The following is a 23,550-nucleotide window of genomic DNA, read 5'->3' as shown; positions in this document are numbered from 1 at the left end:
CGGTCATGACGTCACCTGTCATTCATCGCGTCACGACGCTTGAACTTGCGGTGAGGCCGATCGTTTGGCCGTTCGCGGAGGAACGGCGCGCCGAGATCGCGGCGCATTTCGCCGAAAAGCAGCGCGAGCGGCCGAAGATCTGGAACGGCCGCGTCTTGCTTGGACGCGATCCCGTGTTCACGGGCAACCATTTCGCCGCGACCTATTTCGAGACCGATTTCGCCAGCTTCCTCGCTTGGCGCGACTGGGGCTTCCCCGATACAGCCGTGTTCAACGGTTTCGGCATGGGTGCGCTACGCACGACCGACAACGCCTTCATCATGGGCGAGATGGCACAGCACACTGCCAATGCCGGCCGCATCTATTTCCCTTCGGGCACGCCCGACCTTGGGGACGTCAGGGATGGCGCCCTCGACGTTCCCGGCAGCGTCGTCCGCGAGATCGCGGAAGAGACCGGGCTGACCGCCGACGACTACGCGGCGGAGGCGGACTGGCACTGCGTCGTCTCCGGCCGTGCGATTGCGATGATTCAGATCCTCAACCTGGACATGCCGGGCGAAGAGGCCCGTGCCCGGATCGAAGCCAATCTCGCACGTGACGACGAGCCTGAATTGTCGGCCATTCATCTCGTGCGCGACATGGGTGATCTCAGGCCGTCCATGCCGCGATTTGTCACGGCCTTCGTCGAGCGCCAGTTCGCGTCGCGCTGATGCGCGAGGCTTGACATCGCCGCGCCCAGCCCATGTGATGGGCAAAAAGCAAAAGCAACAAGACTGCGATGCACAATCGTCCAGGGAGGTTCTGATGCGCCTGCGCATGGCTATCCGTTTGGTACGCGGGGTGTTGGTCGCGATTGCCGCGACGGGCCTGGCGGCGTCCGCCCAGGCTCAGGAGAAGAAGATCAAGATCGGTGTCATCTATGATCTGACCGGCCCGCTCGCCGGCGGCGGCTCGGAGCTGCAATATACCGGCGCAAGAATCATGCTGGATCAGTACAGCGCTAGGGATGTCGAGGGCTACAAGATCGAGGCGATCTATGCCGATGCTCAGAGCAAGCCGGACGTCGCCATCAATGAAGCGATCCGTTTGATCGAGCAGGAAAAGGTCGACATGCTGCTCGGCTTCTTTTCCTCGGCGCAGTGCGTGCCGGTGGCAGCGCGCGTCGAGCAGCTGAAGAAGTTCATGTGGATCACGACCTGCATTTCGTCCGCGGTGCTGGAGAACAAGAACTACAAATACGTGTTTCGGCCGCAGGCCTCCGGCGATCAGTTCGGCATGATGACGATGGACTTCATCGCGCAGAACACGAAGGAAAAGTTGGGCAAGGATCCGAAGGACCTGCGGGTCGCCATCATCCATGAGGACGGCGCCTACGGCGTCGACGTCGCCAAAGGCAATGAAGCCGGTGCCAAGAAGGCCGGCTTCAACATCGTGCTGAGGGAGGGATATTCGGCCACGGCCCCGGATCTGTCTGCGCTAGTCACCAAGCTGAAGCGGGCCAAGCCGGATGTGATCTTCCACACCGGCTACAATCCCGATATCACTCTTTTGCTCCGGCAAGCTCGCGAACAAGGGCTGAAGTTCGGTGCACTGGTGGGACATGGCGCCGGCTACGGGGTCTATGAGAAGCTGAAAGAAGGCCTGGGCGCCGATGTAAACTACTTCTTCAACACCGATCCGATCTCGATCTGGCTCGCCAACCAGAAGAGCATGGATCCGAAGCTTCCGCCGATCATCAAGGCGGTTGGCGAGGAGTTCGACAAGCGCAAGCCGGGCGTCGCCATACGTTCGGCTCACGTCGGCATGGCTGCGTCCAACACCTACCTATTCCTGACCGACGTACTGCCGCGAGCGATCAAGAAATATGGCGGCATAGATCCCGACTCCCTGCGCAAGGCCGCACTCGACACCGACATACCCGAAGGCGGCACCATGCTCGGCTTTGGCGTCAAATTCCACGGCGAGGGCTCGCCAATCGCCGGCCAGAACGAGCGCTCGTTTCCCGTCGTGATCCAGTACGTCGACGACAAATCCTACGTGGTGTGGCCCAAGAGCCAGGCGCAGCGCGAGGCGGTGCTGCCGCTGCCGAAAGGCACCACCTACAGCAACCAGTAGCGGCGGAGAGCGGCGGTGCTGGAAGTGAACGGGCTGGTGAAGCGGTTCGGCGGCTTCACCGCCGTGAACAACGTATCGTTCAAGGTCGACGAGGGCGAGATCCTCGGCCTGATCGGCCCCAACGGTTCGGGCAAGAGCACGATCTTCAACATGCTCTCCGGCACGCTGGCGCCGACATCGGGCTCGATCCTGTTCGGCGGCCACGAGATCGCGGGCCTCGCGCCGCATCGGATCATCAACAGCGGCATCGGCCGCACCTTCCAGATTCCGCGCCCCTTCCGCCGCCTGACCATTTTCGAGAACGTCGCGCTTGCCGGCTTCTACGGCCAGGGCCGCCACAGCCGCGCCAGGGCGGAAGAGGCGGCAGAGCGCTCGCTTGCCATGGTCGGCCTGCCCACCGATCGCCATGCCAGCGTCGATGGGCTCGGCGCAGCAGGGCTGAAGAAGCTCGAGCTGGCCAAGGCGCTCGCCACCGCGCCGAAGCTGCTGCTGGCCGACGAGAGCCTCGGCGGTCTCGACGAGGCCGAGATGGATCAGGCCGCGGACATGCTGCGCAACATCCGCGACGAGCTCGGCATCACTATCATCTGGGTCGAGCACATCATGGGCGTGTTGATGCGCGTCGTCGACCGCGTCATGGTGCTCGATCACGGCGAGAAGATCTCTGAGGGGCTTCCCAGTGCCGTTGCCGGCGATCCGCGCGTGATCGAGGTCTATCTCGGCACCGATGCCGAGACCACGCAGGCCGCGGCCGCCGAAGCGCGCCGCCGGGCGGGAGGGTAGCCGATGCTGGAGCTTCGCGGCGTCAATGCCGGATACGGCACCTTTCAGGCCCTATTCGACGTCGCCCTCGATGTGAGGGCCGGCGAGGCGGTCGGCGTCATCGGCCCGAACGGCGCGGGCAAGACCACCTTGATGCGCGTCATCTCCGGCCTGATCCGTCCCTCGCGCGGGTCAGTCAGGATGGAAGGTGTCGACGTCGTGGCGACGCCGGCGCACAAGATCGTCAGCCTCGGCATCGCGCATGTGCCGGAGAACCGCCGGCTGTTTCCGCAGCTCACAGTCGATGACAATCTCAAGATGGGCGCCTTTATGAAAGAGGCGCGCGGGCACTATGCCGAGCGGCTCGAAGTCGTGTTCGAGCTGTTTCCGCGCCTCAAGGAGCGCCGCCACCAGATGGCGGGCACCATGTCCGGCGGCGAACAGCAGATGTGCGCGATCGGTCGTGCGCTGATGTCCAATCCAAAGCTGCTGCTGCTCGACGAGCCTTCGGCGGGGCTCGCGCCGGTCGTGGTGCAGCAGGTGTTCGAGCTGGTGAAACGGATCCGCGCCAGCGGCCTGACGGTGCTGATCGTCGAGCAGAACGTGCAGCAGGTGCTGAAGGTGGTCGACCGCGCCTATCTGATCGAGGCGGGCACGATCAGGGCGTCCGGCACCTCGGCTGAGATGCTGGCGAGCGACACGGTCAAGGAAGCGTATCTCGGGGTGTGACGGGCATGCAGGCATTCCTGGACATTTTCGACATCTACCTGTTGGAGGCCGTGATCAACGGCATCCTGCTCGGCGGCGTGCTGGCGCTGCTCGCGCTAGGTCTCAATCTGATCTTCGGCGTCATCGACGTCACGTGGATCTGCTATGCCGAGCTCGTGATGATCGGCATGTACGGCATGTATTTCATGGTGCAGTACTACGGGATCAGCTATTTCGTCGCCGCGCCGCTCACCATCCTGCTGGTCGCGGTGCTTGGCGCGGCGCTGCACTATCTCGTGATCGCGCCGTTGCTGACTGCGCCGCCGATAAACCAGCTGCTCGCGACCGGCGGGGTGCTGTTCGTGCTGCAGAGCTTTGCCACGGTCGCCTTCGGCATCGACTTCCGCAATCTGGGCATCCGCCTGCCGGTGCTGGCCTTCGGCGACATGAATTTCAGCTACGCACGACTGCTCTCGTTCGTGGCCGCGCTGGTCGGCATGGTCGCCGTCTATCTGTTCATGACGCGCACCTTCACCGGCACTGCGATCCGCGCCATCTCCCAGGATCGGCAGATCATGGCCTTGATGGGCGTCGACACCCGGCGGATCTATCTGATCACCTCGGCGCTGGGCGGCGCGCTCGCCGGGCTCGCCGCCTGCCTCCTGGTGCTGCAATATGACGTGCATCCGTTCGTCGGCCTGTCGTTCGGGCCGATCACCTTCCTGATCTGCGTGCTTGGGGGCCTCGGCAATTTCATCGGCGGCTTCATCGCCGCCTTCGTCTTCGCCGAGATCATCTCGCTCGGCGGCCTGTTCTCCGATCTCGAATGGGGCTATGTGCTCGCCTTTGCCTTCTTCATCGTCATGATGTTCATCCGGCCCGCGGGCCTGCTTGTGAGGCGCCGATGATAGGGCAGGGGCGGCTTGCGGCCTGGGGAATAGGCTTGGCGGCGCTGGTCGCGCTGCCCTTCGTTTATCGCGATCCCTATCATCTGCACATTCTGGTGCTGATCCTGATCTGGTCGTTTGCCTACACCTCGTGGTCGATGATGGGCCGGTTCGGCCTTGTTTCGCTCGGCCATGGCGGCTTCATGGGGATCGGCGCCTATGTCACGGCGCTGCTCTGGAATCATCTCGGCCTGTCGCCCTGGATCGGCATTCCCATCAGCATGGTGGCGGCCGGCGCGCTGGCGCTGATCGTCGGCTATCCCTGCTTCCGCTTCCGCATCACCGGCCACTATTTCGTGCTGGTGACGCTGGCGCTGTCAGGCATCGTGCTCCAGGTCATCACCGCGACGCGCGACTACACCGGCGGCTCGCTGGGCTACACGCCGAACCGGACCTCAGGCAACAAGCTGCTGGCGCTGCAATTCGACGACAAGACGACCTGGTACCTGATCGCGCTCGGGATCTGGCTTTTCGGCATCGTGGTCTGGCACTGGGTCGATCGCAGCATGGCCCGCTATGCGCTGGAGGCGATCTCGGAGGACGAGGACGCCGCGGCTGCGGCCGGCGTCGATGTCACTGCGGAGAAGCTGAAGATCACGCTGCTCAGCGCGCTGATGACGGCGCTTGCCGGCGCGATCTACTGCCAGTACCAGATGTTCATCACGCCCGACACGGTGAGCGGCATCGCGGTATCGCTCCAGATGGTGTTCGCGGCCATCGTCGGCGGCCTGTTCGTCTCGCTCGGTCCGACCGTCGGCGCCATCATCACCATTCTGCTGGCCGAGGCGTTGCGCATCGGCTTCGGCACCAAGGCGGTCGGCTGGGACAACCTCGTCTACGGCGTGCTGCTCGTCCTTTTCATCATATTCCTTCCCAAGGGCATCCTTGGTAGCTTGCTCGACCGATTGAAGCCGCAACGCAAGGTGCCCCGCGCTCATGAACAAGAAGTCGTCCAAATCGCTCGCCCAGGAACTTGACCGCTACATCTCGCCATTCCGCCACGATGGTTCGGGCAAGTTTCACCTCAAGGACCACAAGACCGACGAGAGGGGCGATCTCGACAAGGAGAAGGCGCAGACGGTCCTCGATTCGAACAAGAAGCGGCTGATCGAGTTTCAGGAGAAGCTTTACGCGCAGGACCGCTGGTCGCTCCTGATCGTGTTCCAGGCGATGGACGCCGGCGGCAAGGATTCTGCGATCAAGGCGATCTTCGAGGGCATCAATCCGCAGGGCTGCGAGGTTCATGCCTTCAAGGCACCGAGCAGCAAGGAGCTCGACCATGATTTCCTCTGGCGCCATATGATCGCGCTGCCCGAGCGCGGGCGTATCGGCATCTTCAACCGCTCCCACTACGAGGAATGCCTGGTGACGCGCGTGCATCCGGAGATTCTCGCCAAGGAGAAGCTGCCGCCAAAGCTCGTGACCAAGCACATCTGGAAGGAGCGGTTCGAGGACATCTCGGCCTTCGAGCGCTATCTCTGCCGCAACGGCACCGTCGTGCTGAAATTCTTCCTCAACGTCTCCAGAGAGGAGCAACGCAAGCGCTTTCTCGAGCGGCTGGAGGACCCGGCCAAGCAGTGGAAGTTCTCGATGGACGACATCAAGGAGCGCGCGCTGTGGCCGCGTTACCAGGCGGTCTATCAGGACATCGTCCGCCACACGGCGACGCCCCACGCGCCCTGGTACGTCGTGCCCGCCGACCACAAATGGTTCGCCCGCGTCGTGATCGGCTCGGTGATCAACGCGGCGCTCGAAAAGCTCGACTTGCGCTTCCCCAGCGCCGACAGGGGCTCTCTGGAAGAGTTCAAGCAGGTGCGCCAGGCGCTGGAGAAAGAAGGGACGGGAGGCAAGAAGCAAGCAAAGTGACAGCCAGCGGGACCACGAACTGCAAGGACGTCAACTTCGCGCTCCAGGGCGGCGGCGCGCACGGCGCCTTCGTGTGGGGCGTGCTCGACCAGGTGCTCAAGGACGGCAGGCTCGCGATCGAGGCGATCAGTGCGACCAGTGCCGGCGCGATGAATGCGGTGGCGATGGCCTCCGGCATGGCGCATGGAGGCGCTGAGGCCGCGCGGGAGAGCCTGCACGCATTCTGGTACGAAGTGTCGCGCATGGACATGGCGTACGATCTGATGTCGCCGTTGAACCAGTGGATCCAGGCCCTGAAGCTGCCGCCGGAATATCATCCGGTCCACGCATTCATCCATACGCTGACACACACGCTGCCGCCGAACCTGCTCAATCCGTTTCATTTCAATCCGCTCCGAGCGCTGCTGCAGCGCGTGGTCGATTTCGACCGGCTCAATTCCTCGCCCGAGGCGCCGCAGCTGTTTCTCAACGCCACCAACGTCCGCACCGGCAAGATCAAGGTGTTCCAGAGCCCGCTGCTGACGGCGGAAACCGTGCTCGCCTCAGCCTGCCTGCCGCCCTATTTCCAGGCCGTCGAGATCGATGGCGAGCATTACTGGGACGGAGGCTATCTCGGCAATCCCGCGATCTATCCGTTGATCTACCGCAAGGGCAGTCACGACGTCGTCATCGTGCAGGTGACGGCGATCCGGCGCGACGAGCTGCCGGCCAGTGCCGCGGACGTCCTCCACCGCATCAACGAGATCAGCTTCAATTCGTCCTTGATGCGCGAGATGCGCGCGATCGCTTTCGCCACCCGGCTGATCGACGACGGCGAACTCGACAGCAACAAGCACAGCCGCATGTACATGCATTGGATCGGCAACGACGCGTTGATGTCGGAGCTCGGCACGGCCACGCAATTCCATCCCGAATGGAGCCTGTTGTGCCGCCTGCGCGACGAGGGCCGCGCGGCGGCGCGAAGCTGGCTGGCGCGAAACTTCGACCAGATCGGAAAGGCCTCGACGGTCGACCTCGCGGAGATGTTTCTCTAGGCCGGCCATCGACAAAACCGCGAAAACAACCCCATGCACAGTAGCCGGGCATAGCGGAATCAATGGCTTATCGGGCCCATCATCCGTGATGCGGATTTTGCGAAATCCGTTTGCGTCGTCGGGCAAAACAGTGGCATGGTGTCACCGTGCCGGCTGTCTCGCTCAATGTCCTCGCCCGGCGCGCGAATGCTCCTGATTGCGAGGTGCTGCAACTCACGATCGGGCGCGGCCGTCCAAGGAACTCGCGCGTTCAATTGTGATCCTTTGCGCCTTTGATCCCGCTTGACAGTTTTGTGTCGCAGGAGGACCATGCCGAGGGTCGCAAACAAGCGACACGCAAGGTCCACCTCATGAGCAAGGGGAGGTCTATGACGCCACCTCCGCAAATCCAGCCGCGTTAATTGCGATGGAGCTCGTTCGGACTATCGCATAGCGGCAAAAACCGCGAACGGCACGCCGGGACAAGGTTTAGCGGGCTGCATCAGTGAGGCAAAGCCCCTACCTTCCCGGCGCTGTATTTCTCATCACACCGATCGCGTCTGATGGCCGTGACGAAGGCCGCCGCGATGAGCCTTCATCACATTCCTTGCTTCCCCTCCTCGCCGTCGTTTCGCAATGACGGGAGAGGCCTTTGCGCGCGCGGAGGTTCTTGCGTGCGCGGTGTTTCGCCGACGCCGGCTCCTGATCTTGCATTGCGGCAAATGCCAAGAGAATGTCGCCTCAAAGGCCAACTTCCGACACAGGGTCGGGGCGAATAGCGGCAATCCGACATGATGCATGTGCTTCGTCGGTGATGGCCCCCGACGCCGCTGGCGCATTCATATTTCCAGGGAATCCTCGTGTCGCATAAGCTGGCCGCGGCGCTCCTCGCCGCTCTCCTCCTCACGATTCCATCTCTCTCCGGCGCCCGTGCCGAGCCGTCTCCGCTGGCGGTAAATAGCGCTGCCGCACTGTCGCCCGACGAGGCGAAGCGCGCGCTGGAAACTCTTCAGGACGACAAGAAGCGCGCGCAGATGATCGACACGCTCCGCGCGATCGCCAACGCGTCCGGTCCGCAGCAACCCGCGCCCGAGCCAAAATCGCCGATCCCGCTCTCGGCCGACGGTCTCGGTGCGCAGCTCCTGCTCACGGTGTCGGAGGAGATCGGCGAGATCTCGGGTCAGATCGCCGGCATGGCGCGGACGCTCACGCACTTCCCGGCGTTCTACTACTGGATCATGCGGACCGCGAACGATCCCGCCGCCTACAACCTCCTGATCGAGATCGCCTGGAAGCTGGCGCTGGTGTTCGGTTCTGCCTTTTGCGCGGAATGGGTGATCTTCCGCCTGATCCGGCGTCCGGTGGGCTTCCTGGAAGCGCGCGTGCCGCAAACGGCGCGCCTGCCAACCCAGACGCTGCCGATTGCCGATCCGCCGCCATCGGTCGTTGAAGTCACCCCCGAGCCGGAACTGCACAAGCGCCGTCACAGCCTCGCGCGGATTTGGCAGCTGTTGCTGCGGCTGCCTTTCGTGCTGGGCCGCATCGTCCTTGAACTGCTTCCCGTGTTCGTCTTCGTGGGCGTTGCCACGGCGCTGCTCGGGACTGAGATCGGCGAGCCCACGACCGTTCGCCTCGTGATCCTCGCAGTCATCAATGCCTACGCGTTCTCGCGCGGACTCATCTGCATGGTCCGGGCGCTGGCGGGGCCGTTCGGCCTGTTTCCGGTGCGCGCCGAGACCGCCGCCTATATCGAGATCTGGGCCCGCCGCATCGTCGGCGTTGGTGTCTCCGGCATCGCCTTTGCCAACGTGGCGCTGCTGCTCGGCCTGCACCGCGCCGGCTACGCCGCACTGCTGCGCATGGTGATGCTGATCGTGCACCTCTTCATCGTCGTCATCATCCTGCAATGCCGCCGCCAGGTCGCCGACGCCATTCGCGCGCCGGCCGAGCGGCAGGGGATTGCGGCCCGTTTGCGCAACCGGATCGCCGGCGGCTGGCATTATCTTGCCATCGCGCTGGACCTTGCGCTGTGGGCGGTGTGGGCGCTCAACATCCGCAACGGCTATTCGCTGCTGCTGCAATATTTCGTCGGCACCATCGCAGTGGCGCTGGTCACGCGCGTCGTCATCATGGTGACGCTGAGCCTGATCGACCGCGGCTTCCGCATCAAGCCGGAGATCCTGCAGCGCTTTCCTGGCCTCGAGATCCGCGCCAACCGCTATCTGCCGCTGCTGCGCAAGATCGTGTCTGGGGTGATCGCCTTCATCGGCTTCGTCGCCGTGCTCGAAGTCTGGGGCGTCGACGCCATCGTCTGGTTTTACGGCGGCCAGATCGGCAGCCGGCTGATCTCCGCCGTGGTGACGGTCGGCCTTGCCGTCTTAATCGCAGCTGCGATCTGGGAAGCCAGCAACGCGCTGCTGGACCGTCAGATCAATACACTGTCCCGGGACGGCCATTATGCCCGCGCCGCGCGTCTGCGCACCTTCCAGCCGATGCTGCGCACGGCGCTGCTCTGTCTGATCGCAACCGTCGTCGGCCTCACGGCGCTGAGCGAGATCGGCGTCAATGTCGCGCCGCTGCTCGCGGGCGCCGGCATCGTCGGCATCGCGATCGGCTTCGGTTCGCAAAAGCTGGTGCAGGATCTCATCACCGGCCTGTTCCTACTGCTGGAGAACACGGTCCAGGTCGGGGACAATGTCAGCGTCTCGGGGCTCTCGGGCGTGGTCGAGAATGTCTCGATCCGCACCATCCGCCTGCGCGCCGGTGACGGTGCCGTGCACATCGTACCGTTCAGCGCGGTCACGACCATCACCAATGCCAGCCGCGGCGCCGGCAACGCCTCCGTCAGCGTCAACGTCGCCTACAAGGAGGACACAGACCGTGCCGGCCAGATGCTGAAGGATATCGTCGACGAGATGCGCCGCGAACCGGAATTCCGCGCACTAATCCGCGGCGACCTCGAACTGTGGGGCATTGACAAGGTCGATGGCGCGATGGTGTCGATCGTCGGCCAGATCCGCTGCACCGAGGCCGGTCGCTGGCCGGTCCAGCGCGAATTCAACCGGCGCATGAAGCTGCGCTTCCAGCAGAACGGTATCGAGGTCGCATCCGCCACCCAGACCATCTTGATGCATATCGGGCCACCGGCGGATAGCACTGCCAGCCTGACGCCGCGGCGGGCGGCTGGATAAGCAGGTCTCCCAAACTTCCCGCTTGCCTCTACGGATGCGGCAGCATTCAGTCTGCATCCAGGTGCGAGAACATGGCCACTTTTCAGAAGGTTGAGACGGCGAAATGGTGGCCGATCGTGGAGGTGGCCGACGTTGAGCCGGAGCAGCGCCGTTGACTCTTTTCGAGCGCAACTGCCAGCCGTTCGCGAAAATCTCGCTGCGGTGCGAGATCATAGTCCATTCCCGAGTCCTCTCCGTCCTTGATCTGGATGGATCGCTGGCCGACAATGTCCGCGATTCAACTACAAGCTCCTTGGGGGAATTCGTGAATAGGCCTGCCCGGGTCGTTACCCAACCGACATCGTCCAATCCGCAGCAGGGCATGACGCTGCTGCGCGATCCCTTGCTCAACAAGGGGACTGCCTTCACGGAAGCGGAGCGGGAGACGCTCGGCCTGCGCGGCCTCTTGCCGCCTTGCGTGCTGACGATGCAGACCCAGGCCGAGCGAGTTCTCATCAACCTGCGCGCGCTTCCGACCGACCTCGAAAAGTATGTCGCGTTGAACGCGCTGCATGACCGCAACGAGGCATTGTTCTTCCGCGTCGTCGTCGACAATATCGACGAGATTCAGCCGATCATCTACACGCCGACGGTCGGGCTTGCATGCCAGAAATACGGCCTGATCTTCCAGCGGCCGCGCGGCATGTTCATCTCCTCGCGCGATCGCGGCCAGATCGCGGAGCTTCTGAAGAACTGGCCTTATCCGGCCGGGCTGATCGTCGTCACCGACGGCGAGCGCATTCTTGGTCTCGGGGATCTCGGCGCTAACGGCATGGGCATCCCGGTCGGAAAACTCTCGCTCTATTCGGCCTGCGCCGGTGTGCATCCCGAGTTGTGCCTGCCGATCGTGCTCGATGTCGGCACGAACAACGAGGAGCTGTTGAATGATCCGTATTATATTGGCCTGCGCGAGCGGCGGCTGACCGGTGAGGCCTATGACAGCTTCGTCGACGAGTTCATGCAGGCTGCGCGAAAGACGTTTCCGGGCGTGCTGATCCAGTTCGAGGATTTCGCCAATCACTCCGCCTTCAAGCTGCTGCACAAGTACCGGGATGAAGCCTGCGTCTTCAACGACGACATCCAGGGCACCGCGGCGGTGGCGCTCGCAGGCCTGTTCTCGGGCTTGCGCATTTCCGGCGGCAAGCTCAGGGATCAGCGCATCCTGTTCCTCGGCGCGGGCGAGGCCGCGACCGGCATCGCCGATCTCGTGGTGTCCGCCATGATGGCGGAGGGCGCCACCGAGGCCGAGGCGCTCCGCCGCAACTGGCTGGTGGATTCACGTGGTCTCGTCGTCAGCGGCCGCGAGGGCCTCTCCGGTCACAAGCTCCGCTATGCCCACACCGACCAGGCGCCGATCGCCGATTTCCTCACCGCGATCAGGACACTGAAGCCGACGGCGATCATCGGCGTTGCTGCGGTTGGCGGCGCCTTCACGCCCGACGTGCTCAAGACGATGGCCGAGCTCAACGAGCGGCCGATCGTGTTCGCACTTTCCAACCCGACGTCGAAAGCCGAATGCTCGGCGGAGGATGCCTATCGCTACACCGAGGGTCGCGCGCTGTTTGCGTGCGGCAGTCCGTATGATCCGGTCACGCTCAACGGGCGCACCTTTGTGCCGCGCCAGGGCAACAATTCCTACATCTTCCCCGGCGTCGGCCTCGGCGTCATCGCCAGCGGCTCGCGCCTCGTCACCGACGAGATGTTCATGGCGGCGGCCCATACGCTTGCCGATTGCGTCGGCAACGAGGACCTCGCGCAAGGCAGTCTCTATCCGGCACTGCCGCGCATCCGCGAGGTCTCGGTCCGCATCGCTGCGGCCGTTGCCGACGTCGCCTATCAGCGCGGGCTCGCAGACGGACCTGCACCGAATGACGTGAAGGCTTTGGTCCAGTCGCAGATGTACGAGCCGCAATACTGAGGCACTAAAGCGCGATGCGATCAGGATGAATCGTCATCACGCCTTAGGTTGTTGTTTAAGCATGATCTCTTCGGAAAACAGCTGCGCACTTTTCCGGATCTTGCCTTAGGCCGACAGTTGATCGTCGCCAGAACGCAATCCGGTCTGGCGCTCGCCAGCCTCTGGTAAGCGCCTGATCTCGCCGCCTCGCGCGCCGGCCAGGGGCCGTCGGTTCCGATTCAGGACACGCCACTGTGGTGGAATCATCACAGCTGATCGTGAAACGGCCGCGGCCCCAGAGCCGCTTTTGTTCCGACAAGGTTCTGCCCTCATTGCCGACCGAAAATCCGGCTGTTCGGAGGGCGTACCATGTCTCGCATTGCACGTGCCGAAAATGCCCGGATTTCCTTCGCAACCTCATGCCGGCTGGTGCTCCCCGTCGTCGTCGCAGCATCGCTTGCCGCGTGCGCGCAAGCGCCGGTCGGTCGCCAGAAGGCCGATTTCGCCGGTTCCAGCCGGCATGTCGCGGTCGAGCGGCCGCACAGGGTGGCGGCGCTGCATCCACGCCCGATCAGCCGGGCGGGTGCCCCGGACAGTGACGCCAGGCAGACCCCCTCGCATGGCGTCGCCAGCTTCTATTCGGATACGGAAACCGCGAGCGGCGAGAAGTTCGACAAGAACGAGCTGACCGCGGCGCATCCGACCCTGCCGTTCGGCACCAAGCTGCGGGTCACCGATACCTCCTCCGGCCGCTTCGTCACCGTCAGGGTCAACGATCGCGGCCCCTATGTTCGCGGGCGCGTGGTTGACATCACCCCTTCCGCGGCCGAGGCGCTCGGCATGGTCGATAAGGGCATCACCAATGTCAGGCTCGAGGTCGTGCAATAGGGCGCGATTGATCGAGACCAACGCGACGCGCTTAACCCGCTGTTAGCTGCTTCTCGAGCACCATGGCTGCCCACGCAATTCGGGGCTTTGGGGGAGGCGGCGCTTGAACACGATCCACTATCTCGAAGATCAGGCTGCGCGCGCCGAGCGGCTCGCCAAACGGATCACGGATACGCTGACGATCGAAAAGCTCCTGACCTTCGCGGGCGAACGCCGTCGCGAGATCGAGGTCATCGTCGGCAAGCACCACGGCAATCGTTCCCCGCGAACCATGCCTTGAGCGCATGCGCCACGACGTTCGGCGCGGAGCTTCTTCCCGGCGTCATCCCGGCGATGCACGAGGATGAGGACATCATCGGCGCCGCGCGCGGTTCAGTGGATGGCTCTCGACGAAGTCGCTGAGATAGTCGGGCAGCGTCACGCCGTCGATGTCGCAGCGCGCCTTTATCTCGCCGGCGACATCGGCCGAGATGTCCTTCATCCAATGCTCGAGCGTGTTGAACGAAATCACCTTGATGGGATCGTTGAAGCAGCCGGCGACGAGTTCGTCGATCGTGGTTTCGAGATCGCTCCGCTCAATGCGGATTTCGGTCGCCCGGTCGAGGCGATCGATCACCACGAACAGAGTCTGGTCTGCACCATAGGGCACGACAGGTGAGGGTATGCCAGCTTCTAGCATCTGAGGCGCTCACGCCTTGGCTTCCGATCGCTGACAACGGGAAAGACCGGATGAAGGTTCCTGCGCGCGTGCCTGCAAAGCGCCGTCAGAGAAATTCTCTCAACCGCGATAGCTCGGTGACGTGCTCGGGCGAGAGGATCTCCGTCACGAGTGGCGGCTGCGGCATCGTCCGGATCTCGTAGAGATGCCGGGTGGTCGCCGGCTTCTCCATGAAGGCCGAGATGCACTCGTCGAGGGTGCCTTCGCTTATCTGGTACGACTCCCGGTCCGGCCGGCGCTGGTTTGCAAGCGACGGCCATTTATGCAGCACCGCAAGCGCACCAAAATCGACCTTTGAACGCGCAATCGCATCCCCCATCGCACTCGCCTCACGCAAGAAGCGCCCCAGCACGCTGACTTGCGTGCCGGGGCCCACATCTATCGTTGCATCTCAATGTCACAGGCGCTGAACGCGGCAGCCGGGAAAAGGTTCCCGTCTCGTCGCGATCAGCTCGCTGCCGCCGCGATTTTGAGGCTGGCTTGGCCGCTGTGCTCGTCGCCGCGGCCGACCTCCGGCGGGAGCCCGGCGAAGCGGCGCAAGGCTTCGGCCATCTGCACCCGGCCTGGCACCCCGGTGATCACCACATCGACCATGGTGAAGGATGAGTGGAAATGGCCGCGCGCCCTGAGCTGCCCGACCGAAACGCCGGCTGCGGCCATCGCCTCGGCATAGGCGACGCCCTCGTCGCGCAACGGATCGAACTCGCAGGTGACAACGAAGGCCGGTGGCAGCCTTTCGACCTTGCCGCGCAGCGGCGAGACGCGCGGATCGGTGCGATCGGCCGGCGAGCAGTAGAGGTCCCAGAACCAGTACATCAGCGAGCGCGTCAGGAAATAGCCGGTCGCATTGTCGTTGTAGGACGGGCGATCGAAGGTGCAGTCCGTGACCGGGCATATCAGGAGCTGGCCCGCGATTTCGGGCCCGCCACGATCGCGCGCGAGCTGGCAGGTGACGGCTGCGACGTTGCCGCCGGCGCTCCAGCCCCCGACCAGCACCGCACCAGGCTTGCCGCCGAGCTCGCCGGCGTGCTCGGCGATCCAGCGCGTTGCCGCATAGCCGTCTTCGGCGGCCGCCGGAAAGCGATGCTCCGGCGCGTGGCGATAGCCGACGCTGACGAACATCATGCCGGTTCGCCGCACCATGTCGCGGCAGAACGGCTCGTCCGACTGCTCGTCGCCGAGCACCCAGCCGCCGCCGTGGAAATAGACCACGACCGGATGCGGCCCGGGCGTTGCCGGCTTGTAGACGCGATAGGGCAGCGGACCGTCGGCGCCGGGCAGGGTGCCGTCGACGATCTCGCCGATCGGCCGTCCTGCCGGGCGGCTCTTGTTGAACTCGTTGACGAAGGCGCGCGCGCCTTCGGCGCCCATCGACTCGATCGGCGGCAGGTTGAGCGATGCGAGCAGGTTCAGCACCAGCCGCACGTCCGGCTGCAGCCGTACCACCTCGCCGTCATTGCATTGCGCAGCAACGTAGGGTCCGGTGAGCCTGAAGCCGAGCATGCCGCGGCTGACCACCTCGTCGCAGATGCTGCGATAGGGGCCGACGCCGCCGGTATAGGGCATCAGTCCCTGGACCTTGCCGGGGACGTTGGCGCCCGTGTACCAGGTGTTGGCGAGCCGGTGCAGCGTCAGCGTCGAACAGTCCGCCATGTGCCGGCCCCAGCCGGCCTGCGCCGTCTCGGTCGGCTCGATCGTGGTGAAGCCGGCCTCGCGCAGCGCGGCCAGGCGATCCACGACCCAGTCGACATGCTGCTCGATCGACACCGCCATGTTCGACAGCACCGACGGGCTGCCGGGGCCGGTGATCATGAAGAAGTTCGGGAAGCCCGCGACCGTGAGGCCGAGATAGGTCTCGGGTCCCTTCGCCCACAGGTCGGAGAGCGACTTGCCGCCGCGCCCGGTGATCGGGTGCACGGCGCGGATCGCGCCGGTCATCGCGTCGAAACCGGTCGCGAACACGATGACGTCGAGGTCGATGCTGCGCCTGGCCGTCGTGATGCCGCCTGCGGTGATCGCCTTGATCGGCTCCTGGCGTAGATTGACGAGCGTGACGTTCGGCCGGTTGTAGGTGGCGTAATAGTTGGTGTCGAGGCAGGGGCGTTTTGCGCCGAACGGATGATCGTCCGGCGTGAGCGCCGCAGCGGTCTCGGGGTCCTTGACGGCGGCGCGGATCTTCTCGCGGATCAGGTCCTGAACGATCTTGTTGCCATCGAGATCGACGGCCTGGTCGGCCCAGAGCTGCGTGAGGATATAGACGAGATCGCCCTTGCCCCATGCTTCCTCGAACCGCGCGCGGCGCTCGGCATCGGTGAGCTGCCAGCTCACGACCGTCTGCTGAGGATAGGGCACACCAGCCATCGATTGGCGTGCCTGCTCGCGATAGGCGGCGCGATCGCCCTGCAGCAGGCTCATGCGGTCCGACGGCGCCGGACCGTTATGCGCGGGCAACGCGAAGTTCGGCGTGCGCTGGAACACGGTGAGATGTGCGGCCTGCTCGGCGATCAGCGGGATCGACTGGATCGCTGACGAACCCGTGCCGATCACGGCGACGCGTTTTCCCGCGAGGTTGACGCCGTCATGCGGCCAGCGGCCGGTGAAATAGACCTCGCCCTTGAAGTCCTTGACGCCGTCGATCTCCGGTGGCTTCGGCATGGAGAGGCAGCCGGTGGCCATGATGTAATAGCGACAGGAGACCGGTGCGCCATTGTCGGTCGTGAGCTGCCAGCGCTCCGACGCATCGTCCCATCTGGCTTCGGTGACCTTGGTCTTGAAACGGATGTCGCGCCTCAGACCGTAGCGGTTGGCGACGAAGCCGAGATAGCGCAGGATCTCGGGCTGGGTCGCGTATTTCTCCGACCATGTCCAGGCGGTCTCGAGCTCCGGGTCGAAGCTGTAGCTGTAGTCGATGGTCTGGATATCGCAGCGCGCCCCCGGGTAACGGTTCCAGTACCAGGTGCCGCCGACATCGCCGGCTTCATCGAGGGCGACCGTGGAGAAGCCGGCCTTGCGCAGGCGGTGCAAGAGATAGAGGCCGGCAAATCCGGCGCCGACCACGGCGACGTCGACCTGCTGAGCGGTTCCGCGCTCGTCTGAGACGCGTGTGGCAACCATTGCGTCAGGCATGGTATTCCTCCCGTATGTTTTGTTTTGCCGGCAGGCTATCGCCGCAGGTTCAGCTTGTCATTAGAGCAAATGCAATCCCAGGGTGGTCGTTTGCGGCGGCAGCGTGACCGCGCGAATGTTTGAGGCATCACACGCACCGCGATGCACAATGGCCGTGATAGCCCGGGGTAATCAGAGCGTATCCGTCCGTGTATGCTTGCGCTTACAAGCCACGCGTACCGGCCGGGCGTCATGACAGAGTTGAGCGAGCGAACCAAAGCGAACATGGACGTCGTCCTCGAGGAGACGTGCCGCCAATTGCCGCATGGCGGCGATCATGACAGCCGCAGGTTCATCGCCGAGCGCCTGATCGACGCGGCGCAGTCCGGCCACTCCACGCTCGGCGAGCTCGGCATCGTTGCGCGTCGCGCGCTGGCGGAGTTGATGGGCAAAGGCAGCTAGGCGCCGGCGCAAGGCTTGCCTCGCTGACGGCCCTGGACATAACCTGCCCGGGATCCTTCATCGAGATCTTCGAAGATGCGGTCTTTGCTTGCACTTGTTGCGGCTTGCGCAGTCCTGTGCTGCGCACCATCGGCTGTGGCTCAGCCGGTCGGACAGTTTCCATTCGCGCTGACGCGTGAAGGGCAGATGCTCGGGGCCGTGGAAGGCGAGGTGGCATCGTTCAAGGGGCTGGCTTACGCGGCACCGCCGGTCGGCGCGCTGCGCTGGCGCCCGCCGCAGCCGACGACCGAGAGCTCGGAAATGCGCACCGCTTACAATTATGCTGCGCCGTGCCTTCAACCGTCGCTGCAGGACTCGAGCGAGGATTGCTTGACGCTGAACGTGTTCCGTCCTTTCGGGGTCGACGGCCCATTGCCGGTGATGGTGTTCATCCATGGCGGCGCCTTCGTCTCGGGCACGGCCAGCGATCCGCTGTTCGATGGCGCCAGGCTGGCGCAGGCGGGCCTCATCGTGGTCACCGTGAATTATCGCCTCGGCGCGCTCGGCTGGCTCGCTCAGCCCGCGCTTTCGGATAGCGGCGGAAATTACGGCCTGATGGACCAGATTGCCGCGCTGCATTGGGTGCACGACAATATCGCGGCCTTCGGCGGCGACCCCGATAACGTCACTTTGTTTGGCCGCGATGCAGGCGCGACGTCGATCGCGCTCCTGATGCTGTCTGCGCAATCACGCGACCTCTTCCAGAAAGCCATTCTGCAATCGGTGCCCGGTCGGACCCGCCTGCGCTCAGTGCAAGAGGCGCAGGCGGTGGGCCGGCAGTTTGCGGCCGCGCTTGGAGGAGAGGCGGATTTGCGCGCAGCCGAGCCGCGGCGGCTGCTGGCCGCCGAAAAGCAATTGTTGGAGAAATCGTCGCGCAGCTTCGTGCCGATCATGGATGGGCGTCTGGCGACCGAGGATATCGCCCTGGGCTTCGCGGCCGGACATCAAAGCCGCATTCCCCTGATCATCGGCTCCAACGACGACGAGACGGGCTTCGACAATGAGTCCGATCTCGAGGAGGAGCTTGCCTCGTCCGGCATTGCCGGCGACGAACTGCGCAAGCTTTATCCGGACCTTGCCAGACCTTCGGATCTCGCGGCAAGGTTCTACACCGACAAGGTCTTCTCGGAGCCGGCGCGATTGCTGGCTCGCCTGCACGTTGCGAGCGGTGCGCCGGCGTTTCGCTATCGCTTCGTCTATGTACCGGAGGCTCGGCGCGCGGATCCGGAAGGTGGCCGCGGGCGGGAGTTGCAGTTCATCTTCGGTGCGGAAGGCGTGCCCGGCGCAGGCATCCTGTCTCGACGTGATCGCGCGGTCGCGAGCCGCATGCGCGCCTACTGGATCAATTTCGCGAGAAGCGGCGATCCCAACGGTCCCGACCTGCCACGCTGGGACGCGGCGGGCGGCGATCGCCTGCTGCTGATCACGAACGACCGCATCGCGAGCGACGACGATCCGCTGGCGGAGCGTCTCGACCGGCTCGCAGGTGAGGGCAGGAAATGAGTTGGAGTTACGCGGCGAGCTCGACGCGCGGCGCCAGGCTCAGCCGGTCTTCCTCCAGATAGTCCATCGCGCCGTCCTTCTCGACGGCGTAGAACTGCTGGCCGTCCCTGGACTTGAAGGCGGCGCGGACGACACCACGGCGGCCCTTGTCACTGTTGACGACGTCCCCCAGCGCAAACTTCCTCATCTCACGTCTCACTTGTCTTGAGGCCGACTCCTTCGGCCACGCCGGGGATTCTGAGCGGCAAATCGTTAACGGCTTGCTAACCATGCGGGTTTGCCTATGCTCGCCCTGATCGCGCGGCTATGCACGCGCATGTTGCGAACCAGACGAGCCGGCATCCATGACTCGATTTCCGACGTTCTTCCTGTCCCACGGCGGCGGTCCCTGGCCGTTCATGGAGGACAGGCGGGTGCAATATGCGAAAACTGCGCGGGAATTCGGCCGGCTGCCGCAGCTTCTCCCGGAGCGACCGAAGGCCGTGCTCGTCATCACCGGACATTGGGAGGCCGATGCCTTCACCGTGTCCAGCTCGCCGCATCCGCCGATGGTCTACGACTACTACGGTTTCCCCGAGCATACCTACCACCTGAAATATCCGGCGCCCGGCAAGCCGGAGCTCGCCGCGGAGGTGAAGGCGCAGCTCGCGCGCGCCGGCCTCGATTGCCGCGAAGATTCCAACCAGGGCTTTGACCATGGCACCTTCGTCCCGCTCGGGCTGATGTATCCGAACGCCGACATGCCGATCGTGCTGCTGTCGCTGAAATCGAGCTACGATGCGTCCGAGCACATCAAAGTGGGACAGGCGATCGCTCCGCTGCGCGACGCCGGCATCCTGATCATCGGCAGCGGGCTCACCTATCATAACATGCGCGGCTTCAACCGGCCGGAGTCCAGGCCCGTCTCGTATGATTTCGAGGCTTATCTGAACGAGGCAATCAGCAGCCCGGATGCGGCGCGCCGCAACGCGATGCTGGTCGACTGGGAGAATGCACCGAGCGCGCGTCTTGCACATCCGCGCGAGGATCATCTGCTGCCGCTGATGGTGGCGGCTGGTGCTGCCGGCAGCGACGTCGGACGACGCGTCTTCGTCGACGAGGTCGCGAACGTGGCGATGGCGTCCTATGTGTTTGGCGGGTGAGCCCTCTCCTTCTCCCCGCAAGCGGGAGAGGCGAAGAAAACTGGGCATCACCCGTATTTCAGCTTCATGAACAGGATGCCGCCGGCGAGCAGCATGGTGACGGCGTTGGCGGCGACGAGGGGCGCGTCGCCGGAGAGCAGGCCGTAGACGAGCCAGAGCGCCAGGCCCAGCACCATGACCAGGAACATGCCGAGCGAGATGTCGCGCGCCGAGCGGGTCTTCCAGACCTTGATGAACTGCGGCGCGTAGGCGACGGTGGTGCAGGTTGCGGCGGCAAAGCCGAGCAGCTTGATCGCGAAGGGGTCCATGCCCGGCTCTATAGCATGGATTCGGCCATGCCTCACGCGCGGGCCGTCATGAGGCGGCGATAGAGCGCGGCATAGTCACCGGCGCGATTGCGCCAGGAGACGTCGGTCGCAAGGCCGCTTCGCTGCAGCCGGCGCCAGGTCAGCTTGTCGTGGAAGACGGTGTTGGCCTTGCGCAGCGTGCCGGCGAGGGCATCCGCCGTCACCGGGCCGAACTTGAATCCCGTGGCGTCGTGGCCCGACGCATCGGCCTCGCCGATGTCGACGATGGTGTCCTCGAGACCGCCGACCCGGGAGACGATCGGCACGGCGCCATAGCGCAGCGCGCAGAGCTGGGTCAGGCCGCACGGCTCGAACCGCGAAGGAACGACGAGGGCGTCCGAACCGGCCTGGATCAGATGCGCCAGAATCTCGTCGTAGCCGATCACGACGCCGATCCGGCCGGGATTGGCGCGGGCCGCAGCCTGATAGCGATCCTGCAGATCGCGGTCGCCGCTGCCGAGCAGTGCGAGCTGCATGCCCTCGCGCAAAATGGTCGGAATGGCCTCGAGCAGGAGATCGAGCCCCTTCTGCCAGGACAGCCGGCTGATGACGCCGAGCAGCGGCGCCTCGTCGGAGGAATCGAGATTGAACTGCTGCTGCAGCACCGCCTTGTTCGCGGCCCGTGACGAGAGGTCCTCCGCGCCGAAGCGGTATGCGATGTGCGGATCTTCCTGCGGATTCCACACCGATATGTCGATGCCGTTGAGGATGCCGCTCAGGACGCCGGAACGTTCACGAAGCAGACCGCCGAGCCCCATGCCGCCTTCGTCGCTCTGGATTTCCTTCGCGTAGGTCGGCGAGACCGTGGTGATGCGATCGGCGAATCGCAGGCCTGCCTTCAAGAAGCTGATGCCGCCGAAATATTCCAGTTCGCTGGCGTTGAAGGCGTGCCAGGGCAGGCCGATTGATCCGATCAGCCCGGGAGCGAACTTGCCCTGATAGGCCATGTTGTGAATGGTCATCACGGTGCCTGGCCGCGGGCGATCGTCATAGTGCAGATAGGCCGGCGCCAGCCCGGCCTGCCAGTCATGGGCGTGCACGATGTCGGGCACGAACGCTGTAACGAGGCCGTGGCCGATATCGGCGGCGATGCGCGACAGCGCCGCGAAGCGCACGCCATTGTCGGGCCAGTCGATGCCCTCGGGGGTGACATAGGGGTTGCCGGGCCGGGCATAGAGATGCGGCACGTCGAGCACGAACAGATCGAGCCCGTCATGCGAGCCTGCCAGCAGCCGTCCGGGGCCGCCGAAATAGTCCGGCCAGCGCCGGAGTTCCTCCGCGCCCGACACCAGGCGCATCACGTCGGGATAGCCGGGCATCAAGGTGCGCATCTCGACGCCATGCGCCTTCAGCGCAACCGGCAGCGCGCCGGCGACATCCGCAAGGCCACCGGTCTTGACGAGGGGATAGACTTCAGAGGCGACCGCGAGGACGCGAACAGGCGTCATGTATTGAGCCTGTCGATCATCGGCTGGGTGATCAGCGAGATGCCCTGCTCGGTGGTGCGGAAGCGCTTTCCGTCGAACTCGGGATCCTCACCGACGACGAGGCCTTCCGGAATCTCGACGCCGCGGTCGATCACGACGTTCCTCAAGTGGGCACCGCGACCGACATTCACATAGGGCATGATCACGGCGTTCTCGACATTGGCATAGGAGTTGATGCGCACGCCGGTGAACAGCAGCGAGCGGCGCAGCGAGGCACCGGAGATGATGCAGCCGCCGGAGACCAGCGAGCTCACCGCCTGACCGCGCCGGCTCTCCTCGTCGTGAACGAATTTCGCCGGCGGCGTGATCTCCGCATAAGACCAGATCGGCCAGGCGCGATCGAACAGGTCGAGCTCGGGCACGACGTCGGTGAGGTCGATATTGGCTGCCCAATAAGCGTCGACCGTGCCGACGTCGCGCCAATAGGCGCGGGTGTCGCTGCCGGAGCGGACGCAGGAGGTCGAGTACTGGTGCGCCATCGCGCGGCCGTTCTTGACGATGTAGGGGATGATGTCTTTGCCGAAATCGTGGTTCGAGTTCGGGTCTTCGGAGTCGCGCTTGAGCTGGTCGAACAGGAATTTCGCGTCGAACACGTAGATGCCCATGCTGGCGAGCGAGACGTCCGGCTTGCCCGGCATCGGCGGCGGATCCTTCGGTTTCTCCAGGAATTGCTGGATCCAGCCGTTCTCGTCGATATGCATGATGCCGAAGCCCGAGGATTCTGCCCGCGGCATCTCGAGGCAGCCGACGGTGACGTCGGCGCCGCTCTCGACATGCTGGCGGAGCATCACCTCGTAGTCCATCTTATAGATGTGGTCGCCGGCCAGCACCACGATGAAGCGACAGGCGTGGGATTCGATGATGTCGATGTTCTGGTACACCGCGTCGGCCGTGCCGACATACCACATGGTCTCGGAGACGCGCTGGCTGGCGGGAAGGATATCAAAGCTCTCGTTGCGTTCGGGGCGAAAGAAGTTCCAGCCCATCTGGAGATGCCGGATCAGGCTGTGCGCCTTGTATTGGGTTGCAACCGCGATGCGGCGGATGCCCGAGTTCACCGCGTTCGACAGCGCGAAATCGATGATGCGGGACTTGCCGCCGAAATAGACTGCGGGCTTGGCGCGCCGGTCGGTCAGTTCCAGGAGCCGGCTGCCGCGCCCGCCAGCCAGGACGAACGCCAGTGCCTGACGGGCAAGCGGCTCAGGTCTCGCGGCACTCATGTCGTCCTCCCACAACTCTGGCGCTCGCGAGAAGCCTCCCGGCCGCGCACATTGGAACCGATAGTAATGGCACGAATAGTAAATCGTGAAGGTGGTTGTTG

23 protein-coding genes are annotated in these 23,550 nt (G+C 64.3%); 15 read left to right on the top strand and 8 right to left on the bottom strand.

The genetic code is table 11. From position 1 onward, the window contains the following. Positions 1-5 precede the first annotated feature (5 nt). The 9 genes from EHH60_RS13355 to EHH60_RS13315 all read left to right on the top strand — a co-directional run bounded on the left by EHH60_RS13355 (position 6) and on the right by EHH60_RS13315 (position 10,602). Entirely contained in the window at positions 6-710 is a 705-nt protein-coding gene (locus EHH60_RS13355; RefSeq protein WP_124159921.1) for an NUDIX hydrolase, read from the top strand. A 94-nt stretch (positions 711-804) separates the two neighbouring features. Next, entirely contained in the window at positions 805-2,115 is a 1,311-nt protein-coding gene (locus EHH60_RS13350) for an ABC transporter substrate-binding protein (RefSeq protein WP_124159920.1), read from the top strand. Positions 2,116-2,130: 15 nt separating this feature from the next. Next, a complete protein-coding gene (locus EHH60_RS13345) occupies positions 2,131-2,898 on the top strand; it encodes an ABC transporter ATP-binding protein (RefSeq protein ID WP_124159919.1) in 768 nt (255 codons plus the stop codon). 3 nt (positions 2,899-2,901) lie between these two features. Beyond that, positions 2,902-3,606 (top strand): ABC transporter ATP-binding protein, encoded by a 705-nt coding sequence (locus EHH60_RS13340; RefSeq protein WP_124159918.1) that lies wholly within the window; start codon positions 2,902-2,904, stop codon positions 3,604-3,606. Positions 3,607-3,611: 5 nt separating this feature from the next. Further along, positions 3,612-4,493 (top strand): branched-chain amino acid ABC transporter permease, encoded by an 882-nt coding sequence (locus EHH60_RS13335; protein ID WP_124159917.1) that lies wholly within the window; start codon positions 3,612-3,614, stop codon positions 4,491-4,493. Then, the gene (locus tag EHH60_RS13330) at positions 4,490-5,509 is read left to right on the top strand and encodes a branched-chain amino acid ABC transporter permease (protein WP_124159916.1); all 1,020 of its coding nucleotides are present in this window, start codon (positions 4,490-4,492) and stop codon (positions 5,507-5,509) included. Before EHH60_RS13335 ends, EHH60_RS13330 begins: the two co-directional genes overlap by 4 nt. Then, positions 5,469-6,398, top strand: a complete 930-nt coding sequence (locus EHH60_RS13325; RefSeq protein WP_124159915.1) for a polyphosphate kinase 2 family protein — start codon at positions 5,469-5,471, stop codon at positions 6,396-6,398. The genes EHH60_RS13330 and EHH60_RS13325 overlap by 41 nt, the downstream gene beginning before the upstream one ends. Further along, positions 6,395-7,432 carry a patatin-like phospholipase family protein gene (locus EHH60_RS13320; protein WP_124159914.1) on the top strand — a complete coding sequence of 346 codons (1,038 nt, stop codon included), beginning with the start codon at positions 6,395-6,397 and terminating at the stop codon, positions 7,430-7,432. The genes EHH60_RS13325 and EHH60_RS13320 overlap by 4 nt, the downstream gene beginning before the upstream one ends. A gap of 839 nt (positions 7,433-8,271) precedes the next feature. Further along, on the top strand, positions 8,272-10,602 hold the full coding sequence (locus tag EHH60_RS13315) for a mechanosensitive ion channel domain-containing protein (RefSeq protein ID WP_124159913.1): 2,331 nt from the start codon (positions 8,272-8,274) through the stop codon (positions 10,600-10,602). An 82-nt stretch (positions 10,603-10,684) separates the two neighbouring features. Here the strand turns inward: EHH60_RS13315 and EHH60_RS37105 are convergent, their stop codons facing one another. Next, positions 10,685-10,822 carry a hypothetical protein gene (locus EHH60_RS37105; protein ID WP_158626732.1) on the bottom strand — a complete coding sequence of 46 codons (138 nt, stop codon included), beginning with the start codon at positions 10,820-10,822 and terminating at the stop codon, positions 10,685-10,687. A gap of 84 nt (positions 10,823-10,906) precedes the next feature. Here EHH60_RS37105 and EHH60_RS13310 point away from each other — a divergent pair, with 84 nt between their 5' ends. From EHH60_RS13310 to EHH60_RS37520, 3 genes are all read left to right on the top strand, one after another. Further along, complete coding sequence (locus EHH60_RS13310) at positions 10,907-12,559, top strand: NAD-dependent malic enzyme (protein ID WP_283811837.1); 1,653 nt, start codon at positions 10,907-10,909, stop codon at positions 12,557-12,559. A gap of 348 nt (positions 12,560-12,907) precedes the next feature. Then, positions 12,908-13,426 carry a septal ring lytic transglycosylase RlpA family protein gene (locus EHH60_RS13305; RefSeq protein ID WP_124159912.1) on the top strand — a complete coding sequence of 173 codons (519 nt, stop codon included), beginning with the start codon at positions 12,908-12,910 and terminating at the stop codon, positions 13,424-13,426. 103 nt (positions 13,427-13,529) lie between these two features. Then, on the top strand, positions 13,530-13,706 hold the full coding sequence (locus tag EHH60_RS37520) for a hypothetical protein (protein WP_199751438.1): 177 nt from the start codon (positions 13,530-13,532) through the stop codon (positions 13,704-13,706). Positions 13,707-13,778: 72 nt separating this feature from the next. Here EHH60_RS37520 and EHH60_RS13300 read toward each other — a convergent pair whose 3' ends face one another. From EHH60_RS13300 to EHH60_RS13290, 3 genes are all read right to left on the bottom strand, one after another. After that, a complete protein-coding gene (locus EHH60_RS13300) occupies positions 13,779-14,105 on the bottom strand; it encodes a hypothetical protein (RefSeq protein ID WP_124159911.1) in 327 nt (108 codons plus the stop codon). 85 nt (positions 14,106-14,190) lie between these two features. Then, the gene (locus EHH60_RS13295; protein WP_124160091.1) at positions 14,191-14,463 is read right to left on the bottom strand and encodes a hypothetical protein; all 273 of its coding nucleotides are present in this window, start codon (positions 14,461-14,463) and stop codon (positions 14,191-14,193) included. Between the two features lie 128 nt (positions 14,464-14,591). Continuing rightward, entirely contained in the window at positions 14,592-17,270 is a 2,679-nt protein-coding gene (locus tag EHH60_RS13290) for a flavin-containing monooxygenase (RefSeq protein ID WP_124159910.1), read from the bottom strand. 192 nt (positions 17,271-17,462) lie between these two features. Here EHH60_RS13290 and EHH60_RS13285 point away from each other — a divergent pair, with 192 nt between their 5' ends. After that, complete coding sequence (locus EHH60_RS13285; protein WP_124159909.1) at positions 17,463-17,711, top strand: hypothetical protein; 249 nt, start codon at positions 17,463-17,465, stop codon at positions 17,709-17,711. A 75-nt stretch (positions 17,712-17,786) separates the two neighbouring features. Then, on the top strand, positions 17,787-19,253 hold the full coding sequence (locus EHH60_RS13280) for a carboxylesterase/lipase family protein (protein WP_124159908.1): 1,467 nt from the start codon (positions 17,787-17,789) through the stop codon (positions 19,251-19,253). A gap of 7 nt (positions 19,254-19,260) precedes the next feature. On the opposite strand, the gene EHH60_RS13275 is transcribed toward EHH60_RS13280, so the two are convergent. Further along, positions 19,261-19,440 (bottom strand): hypothetical protein, encoded by a 180-nt coding sequence (locus tag EHH60_RS13275; protein ID WP_124159907.1) that lies wholly within the window; start codon positions 19,438-19,440, stop codon positions 19,261-19,263. A 157-nt stretch (positions 19,441-19,597) separates the two neighbouring features. On the opposite strand from EHH60_RS13275, the gene EHH60_RS13270 reads away from it, so the two are divergent. Continuing rightward, positions 19,598-20,395 carry a DODA-type extradiol aromatic ring-opening family dioxygenase gene (locus EHH60_RS13270; protein ID WP_124159906.1) on the top strand — a complete coding sequence of 266 codons (798 nt, stop codon included), beginning with the start codon at positions 19,598-19,600 and terminating at the stop codon, positions 20,393-20,395. A gap of 47 nt (positions 20,396-20,442) precedes the next feature. Here the strand turns inward: EHH60_RS13270 and EHH60_RS13265 are convergent, their stop codons facing one another. The 3 genes from EHH60_RS13265 to glgC are packed head-to-tail and all read right to left on the bottom strand — an operon-like array spanning position 20,443 to position 23,449. Continuing rightward, a complete protein-coding gene (locus EHH60_RS13265; protein ID WP_024339661.1) occupies positions 20,443-20,703 on the bottom strand; it encodes a SemiSWEET transporter in 261 nt (86 codons plus the stop codon). A gap of 32 nt (positions 20,704-20,735) precedes the next feature. Beyond that, entirely contained in the window at positions 20,736-22,190 is a 1,455-nt protein-coding gene (gene glgA / locus EHH60_RS13260) for a glycogen synthase GlgA (RefSeq protein ID WP_124159905.1), read from the bottom strand. After that, positions 22,187-23,449, bottom strand: a complete 1,263-nt coding sequence (gene glgC / locus EHH60_RS13255) for a glucose-1-phosphate adenylyltransferase (protein WP_124159904.1) — start codon at positions 23,447-23,449, stop codon at positions 22,187-22,189. The genes glgA and glgC overlap by 4 nt, the downstream gene beginning before the upstream one ends. Between the last annotated feature and the right edge of the window lie 101 nt (positions 23,450-23,550).

The organism is Bradyrhizobium sp. RP6, from assembly GCF_003837805.1.
GTDB lineage: Bacteria > Pseudomonadota > Alphaproteobacteria > Rhizobiales > Xanthobacteraceae > Bradyrhizobium.
The sequence above is the reverse complement of the archived record's forward strand: the minus strand, read 5'-3'. Positions and strand labels throughout refer to the sequence as shown.

Excerpts from the sequence above, each read along its gene's own strand:
- EHH60_RS13335 (WP_124159917.1), top strand. The coding sequence starts at position 3,612 with ATGCAGGCATTCCTGGACATTTTCGACATCTACCTGTTGGAGGCCGTG.
- EHH60_RS13350 (WP_124159920.1), top strand. The coding sequence starts at position 805 with ATGCGCCTGCGCATGGCTATCCGTTTGGTACGCGGGGTGTTGGTCGCG.
- EHH60_RS13285 (WP_124159909.1), top strand. The coding sequence starts at position 17,463 with ATGCTTGCGCTTACAAGCCACGCGTACCGGCCGGGCGTCATGACAGAG.
- EHH60_RS13270 (WP_124159906.1), top strand. The coding sequence starts at position 19,598 with ATGACTCGATTTCCGACGTTCTTCCTGTCCCACGGCGGCGGTCCCTGG.
- EHH60_RS13295 (WP_124160091.1), bottom strand. The coding sequence starts at position 14,463 with ATGGGGGATGCGATTGCGCGTTCAAAGGTCGATTTTGGTGCGCTTGCG.
- EHH60_RS13275 (WP_124159907.1), bottom strand. The coding sequence starts at position 19,440 with ATGAGGAAGTTTGCGCTGGGGGACGTCGTCAACAGTGACAAGGGCCGC.
- EHH60_RS37105 (WP_158626732.1), bottom strand. The coding sequence starts at position 10,822 with ATGGACTATGATCTCGCACCGCAGCGAGATTTTCGCGAACGGCTGGCA.
- glgA (WP_124159905.1), bottom strand. The coding sequence starts at position 22,190 with ATGACGCCTGTTCGCGTCCTCGCGGTCGCCTCTGAAGTCTATCCCCTC.
- EHH60_RS13265 (WP_024339661.1), bottom strand. The coding sequence starts at position 20,703 with ATGGACCCCTTCGCGATCAAGCTGCTCGGCTTTGCCGCCGCAACCTGC.
- glgC (WP_124159904.1), bottom strand. The coding sequence starts at position 23,449 with ATGAGTGCCGCGAGACCTGAGCCGCTTGCCCGTCAGGCACTGGCGTTC.
- EHH60_RS13300 (WP_124159911.1), bottom strand. The coding sequence starts at position 14,105 with ATGCTAGAAGCTGGCATACCCTCACCTGTCGTGCCCTATGGTGCAGAC.
- EHH60_RS13280 (WP_124159908.1), top strand. The coding sequence starts at position 17,787 with ATGCGGTCTTTGCTTGCACTTGTTGCGGCTTGCGCAGTCCTGTGCTGC.
- EHH60_RS13305 (WP_124159912.1), top strand. The coding sequence starts at position 12,908 with ATGTCTCGCATTGCACGTGCCGAAAATGCCCGGATTTCCTTCGCAACC.
- EHH60_RS13340 (WP_124159918.1), top strand. The coding sequence starts at position 2,902 with ATGCTGGAGCTTCGCGGCGTCAATGCCGGATACGGCACCTTTCAGGCC.
- EHH60_RS13330 (WP_124159916.1), top strand. The coding sequence starts at position 4,490 with ATGATAGGGCAGGGGCGGCTTGCGGCCTGGGGAATAGGCTTGGCGGCG.
- EHH60_RS13355 (WP_124159921.1), top strand. The coding sequence starts at position 6 with ATGACGTCACCTGTCATTCATCGCGTCACGACGCTTGAACTTGCGGTG.
- EHH60_RS13290 (WP_124159910.1), bottom strand. The coding sequence starts at position 17,270 with ATGCCTGACGCAATGGTTGCCACACGCGTCTCAGACGAGCGCGGAACC.
- EHH60_RS13325 (WP_124159915.1), top strand. The coding sequence starts at position 5,469 with ATGAACAAGAAGTCGTCCAAATCGCTCGCCCAGGAACTTGACCGCTAC.